At 52.0% G+C, this 14,673-nt stretch carries 10 protein-coding genes; 4 read left to right on the top strand and 6 right to left on the bottom strand.

Annotation, left to right across the window (positions count from 1 at the left end):
- The first annotated feature begins 61 nt into the window (after positions 1-61).
- Together CEK60_RS00705 and CEK60_RS00700 are read left to right on the top strand one after the other, a co-directional pair.
- Positions 62-766 carry a transglutaminase-like cysteine peptidase gene (locus CEK60_RS00705; RefSeq protein WP_089037381.1) on the top strand — a complete coding sequence of 235 codons (705 nt, stop codon included), beginning with the start codon at positions 62-64 and terminating at the stop codon, positions 764-766.
- A 14-nt stretch (positions 767-780) separates the two neighbouring features.
- Positions 781-2,685, top strand: coding sequence for an EAL domain-containing protein (locus CEK60_RS00700; RefSeq protein ID WP_089037380.1), 1,905 nt, complete (start codon positions 781-783; stop codon positions 2,683-2,685).
- A gap of 53 nt (positions 2,686-2,738) precedes the next feature.
- Here the strand turns inward: CEK60_RS00700 and CEK60_RS00695 are convergent, their stop codons facing one another.
- The 6 genes from CEK60_RS00695 to CEK60_RS00675 form a co-directional block, all read right to left on the bottom strand.
- Positions 2,739-3,062, bottom strand: a complete 324-nt coding sequence (locus CEK60_RS00695) for a tryptophan synthase subunit beta like protein (RefSeq protein ID WP_089037379.1) — start codon at positions 3,060-3,062, stop codon at positions 2,739-2,741.
- A 104-nt stretch (positions 3,063-3,166) separates the two neighbouring features.
- Positions 3,167-5,695: an Ig-like domain-containing protein gene (locus CEK60_RS00690; RefSeq protein WP_269768704.1), complete on the bottom strand. Its 2,529-nt coding sequence runs from the start codon at positions 5,693-5,695 to the stop codon at positions 3,167-3,169.
- A complete protein-coding gene (locus CEK60_RS22595; protein ID WP_232471441.1) occupies positions 5,595-9,182 on the bottom strand; it encodes a hypothetical protein in 3,588 nt (1,195 codons plus the stop codon). Before CEK60_RS22595 ends, CEK60_RS00690 begins: the two co-directional genes overlap by 101 nt.
- A gap of 69 nt (positions 9,183-9,251) precedes the next feature.
- Complete coding sequence (locus CEK60_RS00685; protein ID WP_232471440.1) at positions 9,252-11,102, bottom strand: TolC family outer membrane protein; 1,851 nt, start codon at positions 11,100-11,102, stop codon at positions 9,252-9,254.
- 101 nt (positions 11,103-11,203) lie between these two features.
- Complete coding sequence (locus tag CEK60_RS00680; protein WP_089037377.1) at positions 11,204-12,325, bottom strand: IS3 family transposase; 1,122 nt, start codon at positions 12,323-12,325, stop codon at positions 11,204-11,206.
- Positions 12,326-12,547: 222 nt separating this feature from the next.
- Positions 12,548-13,045, bottom strand: coding sequence for a superoxide dismutase (locus tag CEK60_RS00675; RefSeq protein ID WP_332459883.1), 498 nt, complete (start codon positions 13,043-13,045; stop codon positions 12,548-12,550).
- A gap of 213 nt (positions 13,046-13,258) precedes the next feature.
- Between CEK60_RS00675 and CEK60_RS00670 the strand changes: the two genes are divergently transcribed.
- Together CEK60_RS00670 and CEK60_RS00665 are read left to right on the top strand one after the other, a co-directional pair.
- The gene (locus CEK60_RS00670; RefSeq protein ID WP_089037376.1) at positions 13,259-13,786 is read left to right on the top strand and encodes a hypothetical protein; all 528 of its coding nucleotides are present in this window, start codon (positions 13,259-13,261) and stop codon (positions 13,784-13,786) included.
- A gap of 534 nt (positions 13,787-14,320) precedes the next feature.
- Entirely contained in the window at positions 14,321-14,671 is a 351-nt protein-coding gene (locus CEK60_RS00665; protein ID WP_089037375.1) for an ArsR/SmtB family transcription factor, read from the top strand.
- Positions 14,672-14,673 lie beyond the last annotated feature (2 nt).

Genomic DNA, 14,673 nt, shown 5'->3' with positions numbered 1-14,673 from the left:
GAGTGCACTTCAACGCCGCAGCTTGTAGTCTAATACTTATTAACCATTGCTCTTGGCGTTTATGCCTGTACTCACTCACCCTCCATTTAAGCAACTTTCGCGTCGACAGTTTTTAGCTACTGTCGGCGCGGTTGTGCTGGGTGCGGGGTTAGGTTTTCACGCTTCGCCTGCAACCGCCTTCAACCCCCAACGTTTACGGCAGAGTATGCAGCAACAGTATGGCCAAAGCGGTCTTGCTGTTTTAGAAGAGTGGTTTGCCCTGTTGGAGCGTTTGCGTGGGCAAGAGGTGCAAATGCAACTTCGCGAGGTCAATGACTTTTTTAATCGCCGAGTCCGTTGGATTGATGATATCCACGTATGGGGACAAAAGGACTACTGGGCGACACCATTAGAGGCCATGGGTAAAGCACAAGGCGACTGTGAAGATTACTCCATTGCTAAGTACATCACCTTGAAGCAACTAGGTGTTAGCGGCGAAAGCCTGCGCATGATTTATGTTCGAGCACGCATTGGCCGCAGTCAGATCACCCAGGCACACATGGTACTTGGCTACTATTCAACGCCCAGCGCCGAGCCATTAGTACTTGATAATATTGTGCCTTCTATCACCCCTGCTTCTCAGCGCACCGACCTAGACCCAGTGTTCAGTTTTAATAGCGAAGGGTTATGGGCTGGAGGCACAACGCAATCACGTGCCGACCCGTTAGCGCGGTTATCACGCTGGCGCAGTGTCGTTGAACGAATGCAATCACAAGGTTTTATTTAAGAGGATTAAGCACTATGTCGCTGATTAAACAGCTCTGGCTGGCTATTATTGCGCTACTGTTGCTTTCGTTTATCGGCAGCCTTGCGATCAGCATCACCTCGAGCCGTGACTATATTGAGCAGGAAGTGCGCATTAAAAACGAAGATAATGCAACGGCACTGGCACTCTCCATGAGTCAGCTCGATAAGGACTTGGTGACGCTCGAACTGTTAACCTCCGCACAGTTTGATACTGGCTATTATCGCCGCATTACCCTGCGAGACACCGAAGGGCAGGTGCTCATTGAGCGTTCAGCCAACGAATACAGGGGTGACGTACCTGCTTGGTTCCGCAACGTTATTCACTTTGATGTGCCGATCGGTACGGCAACTATTCAAGACGGTTGGCGACAATTCGGTACGCTTGAACTCGAAAGCCAGCACAGTTTCGCCTATGCCTCTTTATGGCGCATCATGCTTGAGCTTACAGGCTGGTTCTTACTGGCCGGTGCTATCAGTCTCGCCATCACCACCGTTGTGGTGCGCGGCATAAAGCACCCTCTTGTACGTGTTGTCGCCCAAGCAAAAGATATCAGCGCTCGGCGTTTTACCACTATTAAAGAACCCCGCACATTAGAACTACGTGAAGTGGCCCAAGCAATGAACGCTTTGTCTGCGAATGTGCACCAAATGCTCAGCCAGGAAAGCCAAAAACTGGATGAGCTACGTCGCCATCTGCAACACGACCGTGTCACAGGGGCACTCAATCGCGATGTGTTTATGGGCCGTTTGTCGTCGTTACTGGGGAGTGAAGATGCCCGAGCAACAGGGCTGATGATAATGACCAGAGTGGAGTCACTTGAAATCCTTAATGAGCAGCTAGGCCACCAGGCCACTGATCAGTTACTCAGTGAGTTAGTGTCACAGCTCTCCCAGCTGGCCCCCACGCCAGAAGAGGCGCTGATTGGGCGATTAAACGGTAGTGATTTTATCCTCATGCTGCCTTTAGAAGCAGATACCAGCGTACTCACACCGCGCCTTCACCAAGCACTCGACACCATCGCGCTCAAGGCACCTAATATCGGCCTGCGTTTGCCAACCGCTGTGGTGGCCTACACCCCTCATGATGATCGAAGCGGTTTATTGGCTACGTTAGATGACGCTCTGGCTGAAGCCGAAAGCGCGAGCGCCCACACCACAGTGGCTATACGAGAGCATCAGCATAACTCTCTCTTTGGCAATCATGCCGAATGGCGTTCGGCGCTAAATACTGCGATTGCAGTGGGGCCCCAGCTCGCTTATTTCCCAGTTATTGATGCCCACCATGACATACTCCATTACGAATGCCCTGCTCGCCTAGAGCTTGCCAATCACTGGCAAACAGCGGGTATGTTTATTCCCTGGATTTCGCGCTTTAACTTAGAGGCCGCGCTCGATATTGCCGTGGTTAAGAAAGCCCTTGAGCAACTCGCTTACAACCCAGAACACGCTCTTGGTATTAACCTTTCAATTGCATCAATTACTAATGCTGAGTTTGTTATTGAGCTAAGAATGTTGCTCGAAAAACAACCTCAACTTGCCAAACAGCTGTGCTTCGAAGTGCCCGCTATGTTGAACAGCCACGCTATTGGTAGCCTTCGCGGCCTATGTGCCGCGCTAAGGCCCTTAGGCTGCCGGTTTGGCATTGAACATGTCGGGGCAGAATTCACCAAGCTTGCCGATTTGCATGACATCGGCCTTGCCTATCTAAAAATAGACAGCAGCTTGATCGGGGGGATTCACACATCTCATGAGCAGCAAGCCATCGTGCGAGGTATGGCCACCCTATGCCACTCCCTTGGCATTCAGGTGATAGCGGAGGGCGTTACTGAACAAGCCGAACTGGAAAACCTCTTCAGCGTAGGCGTTGACGGAGCGACTGGCCCAGGCGTGCGCGTGTAAGCAGCTTCGCTAAATCAACCAGCAATAACACGGCGTTATCCTGTAACGCCGTGTTAGATAATACCACCATCATCACTAATCAAATTGACATCATTCTTCGCCCGCAATGATTTACGTTCCATGATTTTACTCTGCGCTGCCGAAGGTAAGTCAGTAAAACTAAGCACTCCCTTCTCTAGCAGCACTTCAAGCATATCTTCCACTACCCGTACAAACGCTAAGTCAGATGCAATAAATTGTGCTGACTGCCCCGTTTGCTCAGCTAGAAAAGCAAACACTTCTGACGAATCATCATTAATAGTGTCATTACACTCAGGCGATGGCTCCTTACTGAGCATCACGATCTCCCCTTGGGCATTGCGTTTGATGTAAAGCATAGCGGCTTCCTCTGTAAGTAAAAGCGCTTAAGTGTCGCTAAACGTAACACGTCATTAAAAACTACGAGGCCGCCCATTGGGCGGCCTGTTGGGGTAGATAAAGATTATTCGATATCTAGCTTGCCATTTTGGATCATGTGGAGGATGACATCCTGTGATCCGCCACCACCAAAGTCAGAGAAGCTCTTGCCCTCTAAACGAATAACTTGATCAGCATTCTCCTTATCGCCTGCCAAGCCTCCTTCAGAGTTGACATACAGCACTGTATCACCGCTATCTTCTTCGGCGACAATATAGGCATCTAGCGAATCACCGTTTTCATAATCCAATAACTCACCAATATCCAGTTTGTCGCCTTCACTCGCATTGAAATCCATCACTGTATCAATGGCGGGACTATCCACAGTGCCTTGGTCGTTTAACTCCCACTTGAAGGTGTCAGCGCCGAGGCCACCGAACAGCAAATCGTTACCTTCGCCACCAATGAGAGTGTCGTTATCAGCACCTCCGATCAAGATATCGTCACCAGCACCACCGTCGATACTATTACCACCACCATCAGCACGAGCAGTATCAATTAAGGATTCCCAGTTTTCCCGAACATAGTCAAGAATCTGGTCATCGTTAGGCACCGTGCCGCTATTAACTTCCCACTTCAGGAACTCTCGCAACCCTTGATAACCCAAGCCATCGTGACTTCCTGCAGTGAAGACATCACCTGTATCCTGGTTCGTCCATTCGAGGTGGTCGGTATTGACAGTATCACCGAAGATAATGTCATCCCCCTGCCCTCCAGTAATGACGTCAGCACCTAAGGGCTCAAGTTCATCGAACTCGGAACTTCCCTTAAGAGCCGCAGCTAAATCAGCAGCGGTATTAACAATATCTACTTCACCTATTGGACCAGAAACACTCTGCCAACCATACCAATTGCTGTAAAACCATTCCGTAGCACTTCCAGCTTGATCGGTATTGTCAAAGAACCTGAGATAATCTTGCGATACCCCGTTGCCAACACCGATGGCATTCACAGAACTCAAACCAGAAAGCCCAGCAAAGGCATCCACAGAAGCTTTAAACACGTCGTAATTGGTTGAGTTACCCGGACCAGTTACCTGTCCAGAAACGGGATGGAAGGAGAACGTTGGATCACCATCGGTCAAGAAGTAGCTAAGATTCTCGAAGTCAGCAGCATCAGGTTTAGCATTCTGCTGATTAAACCAGTCAGCCGCTTTCTGGAAAGCAGCCATGTAGTTGGTTCCACCACTGGCGTCAAGATCATCAATAACATCAATAAGGCTCTGCACATTACCGGCATTCAGGTTTTCGATAGTGATGCCACTTCCTGCATATTTGGCAAAGGGAACTAGCTGAACATTGATAGTTCCTTCATGATCTTTCAACTGATGAGCCAATTGAGTCAATGCTTGCTTTGTCAGCTCCATTCTATCTAACCCCGGAGTGCCAGATGCATTATCCATACTACCGGACGTATCAACGATCAAGGAAATGTTGTAGTTAGTGGCAGGGTCTACAATCGTGACCTTCCCACCACGGTCGCCAATGATGACATCATCACCACCGCCACTTTCAATTGTGTCCTCTCCATTTCCTCCTACATTGAGCGACGCAGGTGGCTGAACCTCAAATGGCCGATCAGTCTCTGCCTCATAGGTATTACCAAATTGGTCATTTCCTACAACGCTAGCAGTCACATCTCCGGAAGATAGCCCAGCCACTTTATCGCTGGAAACATTCACTACCCACGAGCTGCCATCTGGATTGACTTGCGTGACATAAGTCTCCCCGCCAACCGTGACTTCAACCGTATCACCAGCTTTCGCATCTCCACCAACGGAACCACTGATTGAGTGCTCTTCGTTAGACTCACTATTGCTCAGGAAGTCATCCCCACCAAAAAGTGCATCTATCGTGATCGTGGCTTCTGGAGCTACATTGGCGACGTCTTTACTGTCATCATCGCTGGCGCTATTACCCGCAGGATCCGTGACCGTGGCACTAACACTGACGTTAGTCGCACCTTCGCTCACAGCTACCCAAACAGTAACACCGTTATTAATGTCTTCCTGCTCCAGCACTACGGTGGTCAGCGTGTTACCGCCCGCATCTTTAACGACCAGCGTATCGCCAACCTTAGTACCCGCTTGGAACGTCACTAAGGCTTCTACGCTATTAGGCTCGCCAGCAGCAATTTCGTCGATGTTGTAGACATCGTCGTCGCCAGCGCCCTGCAGTGCCACGGTGACAGCTGGAGGTGTAACGTCGAGCATGCCGCTGTCGCTGTCGCTGACCGGGTTGCCGTTGCGGTCTTCGGCGCTGGCGTCCACGGTGATTTCGCCGTCGACCAGGCTGCTGAGGTCTTCGGTGGTGGTGTAGCTGCCGTCGGCACCCACGGTGGCCGTGGCGTTGACCACGTTGCCTTCGCTGTCGGTGATCACCAGGGTGACGGTCTCGCCGTCGGCGACGTCGCTGGTGGTACCGCTGATCTCCACGGCGGTGTTGTCGGCCAGGTCACCCAGGGTGACGTCGAGCGTACCGGCGGTGGCGTCGAGTTCGCCGCTGTCGCTGTCGCTGACCGGGTTGCCGTTGCGGTCTTCGGCGCTGGCGTCCACGGTGATTTCGCCGTCGACCAGGCGTGCCGTCAGCGGCTTGGCTGTAGCCATTCAGGGTCAGCTCGCCGTACTGGGTGGTCAGGCTCTGTGGGGTATCGCCCAGTGCTTCTACTTCGGCTCGGCTGAGTTCGAGGGACGCCTCATTTCCATCCACATCGGTGTAGGACAAAGTCACCGCACCCGTGTCTTGCAAGCCATCCAGGGCGGTCAGCGTCAGGCTGGACTCAACCCGAGTGTCGTCGGTGTTCGGGGCAGAACCATCGGCCAAGCCGCTTTCGAATACCACTTGGTCATTGATGTTGCCATCCGGCACGGTGGCGTCATTATCGTTGGGCACATCGATCGAGACATCCCAATCCACCGGCTTCTGATCGTCGTCACTAACGATATTGCCTACTGGGTCGGTGACCGTGGCGATCACGCTGACACTGGTGTCGCCTTCGGCAACTGGTACTTCCACCGTAACGCCCTTATCCAAGTCGGACTGGGTGACTTCTCGCTCGTCGAGGACATTGCCGTTCTTGTCGGTGACCACCAAAGTATCGCCTACCTGGGTGCCCTCTTCCAAGGTAACTTGGGCGGTAACGGTGCCGTCTTCACCAATCTCATCCTGGTTATAGGTGCCGTCATCTCCGGCCCCTTGCAACTCGACAGATACCGCTGGGGATGTGATATCGACGGGTTTAGTGTCATCGTCGCTGCTGGTGTTGCCTGCCGGGTCGGTGACCGTGGCGGTCACACTGACGTCGGTGTCGCCCGGCGAGACCGGGACTTCGACGCTAACGCCATTATCCAGGTCGTCTTGAGTGACTTCTCCGTCAAAGAGGACATTGCCGTCTTTGTCGGTGACTACAAAGGCATCACCGACTTCGGTGCCGTCTTCCAGGGTGACCTGGGCAGTAACGGTGCCGTCGTCGCCGATCTCATCCTGACTGTAGATGCCGTCATCGCCGCTGCCGGTCAGCTCAACCGTGACCGCGGGCGGTACGTCATCAATCGGCTCGATTGGCTTGCTGTCGTCGTCGCTGCTGGAATTACCCGCCGGATCGGTGACCGTGGCGGTGACGCTGACGTCGGTGCCACCCGGGGGGACCGGGACCTCGACGCTAACGCCGTTGTCCAGGTCATCCTGGGTGACTTCTCCGTCAAAGAGAACATTGCCGTCTTTGTCGGTAACCACCAAGGTATCGCCAACTTCGGTACCCTCTTCCAGGGTGACCTCAGCGGTAACGGTGCCGTCGTCGCCGATCTCGTCCTGGCTGTAGGTACCGTCGTCGCCGCTGCCGGTCAGCTCGACCGAGACAGTCGGCGGTACGTCATCAATCGGCTCGATTGGTTTGCTGTCGTCATCGCTGCTGGAATTGCCCGCTGGGTCGGTGACCGTGGCGGACACGCTGACGTCAGTGTCACCTTCGGCAACCGGGACTTCCACCGTCACGCCGTTGTCCAAGTCGTCCTGAGTGACCGGACGATTAAGCAGTTCATTGTCGTCTTTGTCGGTCACCACCAAGGTATCGCCTACCTGGGTGCCGTCTTCCAGGGTGATCTGGGCGGTAACGGTGCCGTCTTCACCAATCTCATCCTGGCTGTAGGTGCCGTCGTCGCCGCTGCCAATTAGCTCAACAGATACCGCTGGGGCTTCGTTGTCCTGTGGCGGCTCATCGTTAGCCACTGGTTTTGTGTCACTATCGCTAGACGAGTTACCTGCAGGATCAGTCACTGTGGCGGTCACGCTAACGTCAGTGTCTCCTTCGGTAACCGGCACCTCAACCGTAACGCCATTATCCAGGTCGTCTTGAGTGACTTCTCCGTCAAAGAGAACATTGCCGTCCTTGTCGGTGACCGTCAGGGTGTCGCCCACTTCGGTGCCGTCTTCCAGAGTGACCTGGGCTGTGACAGTGTCGTCGTTGCCGATCTCATCCTGACTATAGATACCGTTGTCACCGCTGCCGATCAGCTCGACCGAGACTGCGGGCAGTACGTTATCGATAGGCTCGATTGGCTTGCTGTCGTCGTCGCTGCTGGAATTGCCTGCTGGATCGGTGACCGTGGCGTTGACGCTGACGTCGGTGCCACCCGGGGGGACCGGGACTTCGACGCTAACGCCATTATCCAGGTCGTCCTGGGTGACTTCTCCGTCAAAGAGGACATTGCCATCCTTGTCGGTGACTACCAAGGTATCACCGACTTCGGTGCCGTCTTCCAGCGTGACCTGGGCGGTAACGGTGCCGTCGTCGCCGATCTCGTCCTGGCTGTAGGTGCCGTCACCGCCGCTGCCAGTCAGCTCGACCGAAACTGCGGGCGGTACGTCATCGATCGGCTCGATTGGTTTGCTGTCGTCATCGCTGCTGGAATTGCCCGCTGGGTCGGTGACCGTGGCGGTCACGCTGACGTCAGTGTCGCCTTCGGCAACCGGCACTTCCACCGTAACGCCGTTGTCCAAGTCGTCTTGTGTAATCGGACGATTCAGCAGCTCATTGCCGTCTTTGTCGGTCACCACCAAGGTATCGCCTACCTGGGTGCCGTCTTCCAGAGTGATCTGGGCGGTAACGGTGCCGTCTTCACCAATCTCATCCTGGCTGTAGGTGCCGTCGTCGCCGCTACCAATTAGCTCAACAGATACCGCTGGGGCTTCGTTATCCTGTGGCGGCTCATCGTTAGCCACTGGTTTTGTGTCGCTATCGCTAGACGAGTTACCTGCAGGATCAGTCACTGTAGCGGTCACGCTGACATCGGTGTCACCTTCGGCAACCGGGACTTCCACCGTAACGCCATTATCCAAGTCGTCCTGGGTGACCGGACGATTCAGCAGTTCATTACCGTCTTTGTCGGTGACAATCAGAGTGTCACCTACCTGGGTGCCCTCTCCCAGAGTGACCTGGGCGATAACGGTGCCGTCTTCACCAATCTCATCCTGACTATAGATGCCGTCATCATTAGCGCCTTCTAACTCAACTCTCACCTCCAAAGCTGACGTTATAGGCTCAAAACTTTCGCTAGTCCCTTCCCAACCGTTAAGGCGGTAAAGAGGTTCGTCACCCCGCTCGTAGTTATAAGCGTACGCAAGAGGCGGCAACGGCAGCTCAATGCGCTCAAGCATTACAAACGTTAACCCGTCTTTACTAATAATGGGCGCGGAAGACGAGCCCTGTGACAGGTGAGCGCTATCCAACTGGGTAATGCGCTGTTCTTCTATCTGTTCTTCTAGTTGTACTTCGGCTTTTGATGCCTTCTCTGCTTCAGAAAAATGTCTGCCTTCATCAGGCTCGGGGCTATGCAGAACGATATCTGCATGAGAAAGCTCACTACCAGATGGTAGCTGAAGCGCCACGCCCTGAGGCGTAGAGACAATTACGCTTGCATTGGCATCCGTAATGATTGTCTCGCCGGGTTGAACGACATCCCCTTCACGTAACTCTCTTATGTTTCCGTTACTATCACGAACCCACGCGTTGCCTGAGATTGCTTCAATGATGACCGTTTCCATTGTTCCCCCCAATGATCCTATGAAGGCTCCAACATTCGAAGGAGCCTTTTGAACAAGTGCTTAGCTGTTTTAAATATCTAGCGTTATCTCAACGCGCCGATTTTCTCGACGGCCATCAACAGTCGCATTCGAAGCAACCGGTTGGCGGGAGCCATAACCACGCACTTGCACAATATTTGGATCAATTCCCTGTTCGATGAGGAAGTCAGCAACGTTACGAGCACGCTGCTCAGAGAGGGAGGCATTTAATGCATTAGTACCGCTGCTATCAGTATGGCCAGTAACAACCACATGATTTACTGAAGACATTTGACGAATTTTTTGAGCAAAAGAGGACAACTCAGCATGCGCTCCTGAGTTAAGTTCGGCACTACCCGTTGTAAACAGCGCATCGGCTGAAAGCACCATATCGGGTGTAGCTACCGGGGCTTGTGCGTTCCCGTAGCTATTAGTTAGCTCTGCTAATGAGGGAGTAGCAGGATGAGTGACAGGGCAGATGGCATCTGGGTTGATGCTGATACCATCACTACCAAGTTCGTTAAGCGTAGGGGTTCCTTCACGTACAACGTCGAGGGTCAACATCAGTTGCCCCATAGACGCCAGCGTGCGGGCATCCGCCTCTAGCACATTTTGCTTAGCATTTACGTAGGCACGGCTTGCCTCAAAGTACTCATTTTCACTGTCAAGAACATCTAACAGCGTACGTTCACCAATATCGAACTGCTGCTGGTAAGCACCGCGAACACGGTCACTGGATAAGCGATGCTGATTAATATAATTCAGCTGTTCACGCAATTGGCGAGAATCATTAAAAGCGATTTGCGTTGTTTGACGAATATTATGGCAAACATTCTCACGCTGATTAACCGCTTGCTCAATTCGATCACCTGCAGCGCGGAATGACGCCATATCGCTTCCACCACGATATAAATTCATGCTGGCTACTAGTTCTATACTGTGGCGATCCTGACTACCGCGAGGATTAGGAGTATTGTCAGTATTATCGTAAGTGCCTGTACGTCCTTGCAGATCTAGGCGAGGCTGGAAAGCAGCGCGAGTAGCCTCTTGTTGCGCTCGGCTGGCCTCAATATTTTCAATGGCAGCGTGGAATTCAGGATTACCTTCAAAAGCCAAATTAACTGCCTCAGTCACCGATGGAGGCAAGTCATCCTCAAGCCCTGGCATAGGCGCTAAACTGTCTGTTGGTAATTGGCCGACAACTCGCAGATACCGCGCAGAAACATCATGTAAATTAGATGCTTCCGTCATTAGGTTCGACTCAGCCAATGCTAAGCGGCCTGTAATTTGCTCTAAATCAACGCCTCTGCCTGCGCCATTCTGAACCCTCTCTTCGATTTGTTGATAAACACGCTGATGCTGACGGTAGTTTTCCTGAGCCAAGCGAACCAGTTCGCGATAACGTTCCACATCTAGATAGGCTTGTACTGCCTCTAATGCGACGTTCTCGCTAGCACCTAACAGTTCGTAATAACTAACTAACTTTGCACGGTCTAGCCGTTCAACGTCATTACGAGTCGCAAACCCGTCCCAAATCATCTGGTTAAGCGTTAATTCAGCAAAGCTAGTTGAATAGCTACCGACGCCATCTACTTCACGATCAGCCCGCCCCACACCAGCGGTCGCATCAATAGAAGGTAGGTAGTTTCCACGTGCTACATCAACATCATGCTCAGCCGCCTGCAGCTCATTCCACGCTGCTTTGACCTGGGGGTTGTACTCGATCGCAGTTTTGACAACGTCAGTTACATTGTCTGCAATAGCGGACTGCCGTGAAGAGGCTGATAATTCTTGCGCATATACGCCGCTCACCATGAGTGACAAAGCAATGGTTACCAGCCCCTGCTTTGCCAGCATAAATGACATGGGGTTGAGCTTGAAGGCCGACACACGCTGAAACATTCCCTTACTCCTGAGAAAATATGTTATAAATCAATATTATAGATAGACAAAATAAAGCACTTGCTAATTTAAATTCTCCTCACCCCGACGTCACCCCATCTTCAGTAGCACCCGAGTTTAGAGTCTGACGTTACTTTATCGTGTTTTAAAACCAGTTGCTCGGCATAGGCGGAAGGCGTTAATCCTCTAAGTCCTTTCTTCGGTCTTTCCTCGTTGTATTCCCGTCTCCACGCCTCGATAATGACTCTCGCGTGATGCAGGCTGGTGAACCAGTGCTCATTTAGACATTCGTCTCTAAAACGGCCATTGAACGATTCAATGTAGTCGTTTTGATTGGGTTTTCCAGGTTCGATTAAAAACAGGGCAACACCACGCTGATGAGCCCACGTCAGCATGGCGCGTCCGCAGAACTCCTTTCCATTATCCGTACGAATGGCGCTTGGCAGGCCACGTTGTATAGCCAGATGATCCAGAATCCGTGTTAACGAAAGCCTATCAATGGCACGGTCAGGCACGATAGCCACGGCTTCATGGGTGGCGTCATCGACAACGGTGAGGTTCTTAATCACGCGACCTTCCGCCGTACGGTCAAACACAAAATCCATCGACCAGACCTGGTTGGCGGCACAAGGGCGGCCAAGGGGCTTTCGTTCAGACGCGGGAACTTTCTTGCGCTTGCGTCGCTTCACCTGTAACCGAGCCACGGCGTAGAGACGCTCGACGCGCTTATGATTGACCCGTTCACCGGCTTGACGCAGCTTCAGGTAGATCATGCCAGCGCCATAGCGATGATGCCGATGGGCCAAGGCAACAATGCGTTCACGCAATACCTCATTACGGTCAGGAGCCGATTGATAGCGCAATGCACTGGCACTCATACGGATGACACGGAGCGCTCGGCGCTCACTGAGGCCACGTGACACTATAAAGCACACCACGTCTCGGCGTGCAGGGGCACTTACCACTTTTTTCCCAGCGCCTCGCGAGTGACTTCCATCTCCAGTAGCGATTCGGCGAGCAGCTTTTTTGAATTGCGTATTTTCGGCTTCGAGTTCTTTGAGTCGCTTGGCATCGGGTACGCTCATGCCACCAAACTTGCTACGCCATAAATAGTAACTGGCTTCTGAGAAACCGTGCCGACGGCAGAGCTCCTTGATGGGCAGCCCCGCTTCGGCTTCGCCAAGGAACCCAATGATCTGTTCTTCGCTGAAACGCTTCTTCATGTCCAATCTCCTTACGCATAGGATCGGACTCTAAAGTGTAGCGCTACTCAATCTGGGGAGTGACGTCGCCGGCATATCGGTGAAAGTTACGGGAACTTTGGTCCCGTAACCCTCCGTCTAGACCTTGTGCAATTAGTGGTTTAGATGCCGTGCCACTTTTTCAAAATCCGCTAGTGCCCAAAAACTTTCAAGGAAATTCGGCTTCGCATTGCGGTGATCGATCTAGTAAGCGTGTTCCCACATATCCACGGTCAACAACGGTGTCTGCCCGTTAAGCAACGGATTCTCGGCGTTGGGTGTATTGACAATCTTGAGACTATTTCCATCGATGACCAGCCACGTCCATCCTGCGCCGAAGACCTTCTGTGCAGCATCCGAGAACTGCTGTTTGAACTCTTCTAATGAGCCAAAATATCGGTCCAGCTCTCGGATCAACTCACCTGTAGGCGAGGAGCCGCCGGGGGTTAGGCAGTGCCAGAAGAAAGTATGGTTCCAGATTTGCGCAGCTTGGTTGAAGAGAAATCCCTCTCTCTCGCGAATCATGAGCTCGGGCAAGTCAGCGTTGCTTAGCGATGCATCGGCGGTGTTCTTAATCGCCTCGTTTGCTTTGGTGACATAGGTGTTGTGGTGCTTGCCATAATGGTAATCGAGCGTTTCGAGCGACATATGCGGTGCCAAGGCGCTACGGTCGTAGGGCAGCTCGGGAAGTAAAAAAGCCATGTGAGTCTCCTTGATTCCTATCAGCGGTGGTACCCGACGTGACCAGCCGGGGCCGCTTTCGCCATTGCTATCGAGGTCTGTTGCCAAAGATTAATTCAACCTTTGCTAAAAAGTTTAGCCAATGCTAACTTTTAAAGCAAAGGGATCTTTTAGTTGGCGCTACCCCCAATGTCGAAAGCGCCTATCGAATCTTCAAATCTAGAGGAGTTTACGATGCGTAGAACAACTCAAAACGCAATGCCCAGAGATAGTATCGACAGCCAGTGGGCGAGGTTTACGCAAGCAGGTAACGAATCGCTTGAGCGCGGAAACCTACTCGATGCACAACGGTACTATGAGAGGGCGCTAACTGAAGCTAGTGCCATGTTTGATAAGGCTCATTCTGAAAGTGCTGCTTGCCACTATGCACCAATGACTTACAACATCGCTGCATTCAATCTTGCCACTCTATTTAATGAGCTCGGTAACAAACAGATGATGCACCGCTACGCACGCTCTGCATTGGAGCACCTGATCGAGGTTGCCGAACAGCGTAACGTGCCGCAGGAACTACGCTTGCAGTGCATACAACATTTGGGTCGTGCGGTCATCACACTTGAACAACTCTTCCCGGGGGCACAAACCCATCCTGATTATCGCGTTTTGGTTGCGAATGCTGACTTATTACAACGCAAGTTCGATGTTCGTGCAGGGCTATACAGTATCCCTTCAGCATCCGAACGCGGAGCGATCATCCATTGAGAGCGGGCCGAGTGGATAGTCTGTCGATATTGACGTATTCAGCGGCACGTCTGCGACAGCTACCAACACATTCATCCTTTCTAACTCAGCTGGGTGTTGTCAGAAGACTTGATTCGGACTGTTAACTCCAAACAGCCATGATTCGATACCGTATCACCTGAGACTAAATCCAACGTTATTATCTGGATGGCTGTTGACTAAATTTATTATTGTTTTAACTGATTACGCATATAAAACTCAGTCTTCTTCTAGGCCCGGTACGATATCGGTGATCTCCTCATCAATACCGTCAGAACTGAAAAATCGTTATGAAATACGTATATCCAAAACATCACTCTAAACAGAAGACAGTATAGCACTCAGGATACGAGGTACGGCTTACCATGAGGGTGCGAGCTATTGACTGCCTACCGCATGAGCCCTTAAACGCATCACGGATGCCTCTCCAGCACCCTAAATAATTCGTTATGAAGACAGACCAACAGACAGTAATGACAGATTGAAAATATAAAACATGTCCATTATGCTAGACAAATGGATATAAAAAACATTACTGATAGCTTTGGCGCACTAGCTCAAGAGACTCGACTCAAAGCCTTTCGGCTTCTTGTGCGCTATGAACCCGAAGGCCTTCCTGCTGGAGAAATCGCACGCCAATTAGTAGTGCCACATAACACCATGTCGGCACACCTATCGGTGCTCTCGCGGGCAGGATGGGTCACATCCCGTCGGCAGAGTCGCTCAGTTATCTATCGTGCCAATCTCGGTCACATGCAACAAACTCTGGATTTCTTGATTCGCGATTGCTGTGCAGGTCATCCCGAAGTTTGCGTGCCGTTTATAGCAGCCTTTAATGAATCCCCCCTCACTGATAGCAAGGAATGAAA

This window comes from Halomonas sp. N3-2A (assembly GCF_002216165.1).
Classification (GTDB): Bacteria; Pseudomonadota; Gammaproteobacteria; order Pseudomonadales; family Halomonadaceae; genus Vreelandella.
This window is presented reverse-complemented; position numbering and strand designations above follow the sequence as displayed.

Bases quoted from the DNA above. Each gene is read 5' to 3' on its own strand.
- CEK60_RS00695 (WP_089037379.1), bottom strand. From the start codon at position 3,062: ATGCTTTACATCAAACGCAATGCCCAAGGGGAGATCGTGATGCTCAGT.
- CEK60_RS00675 (WP_332459883.1), bottom strand. From the start codon at position 13,045: ATGGCTTTTTTACTTCCCGAGCTGCCCTACGACCGTAGCGCCTTGGCA.
- CEK60_RS00665 (WP_089037375.1), top strand. From the start codon at position 14,321: ATGGATATAAAAAACATTACTGATAGCTTTGGCGCACTAGCTCAAGAG.
- CEK60_RS00700 (WP_089037380.1), top strand. From the start codon at position 781: ATGTCGCTGATTAAACAGCTCTGGCTGGCTATTATTGCGCTACTGTTG.
- CEK60_RS00685 (WP_232471440.1), bottom strand. From the start codon at position 11,102: ATGTTTCAGCGTGTGTCGGCCTTCAAGCTCAACCCCATGTCATTTATG.
- CEK60_RS22595 (WP_232471441.1), bottom strand. From the start codon at position 9,182: ATGGAAACGGTCATCATTGAAGCAATCTCAGGCAACGCGTGGGTTCGT.
- CEK60_RS00705 (WP_089037381.1), top strand. From the start codon at position 62: ATGCCTGTACTCACTCACCCTCCATTTAAGCAACTTTCGCGTCGACAG.
- CEK60_RS00670 (WP_089037376.1), top strand. From the start codon at position 13,259: ATGCGTAGAACAACTCAAAACGCAATGCCCAGAGATAGTATCGACAGC.
- CEK60_RS00680 (WP_089037377.1), bottom strand. From the start codon at position 12,325: ATGAAGAAGCGTTTCAGCGAAGAACAGATCATTGGGTTCCTTGGCGAA.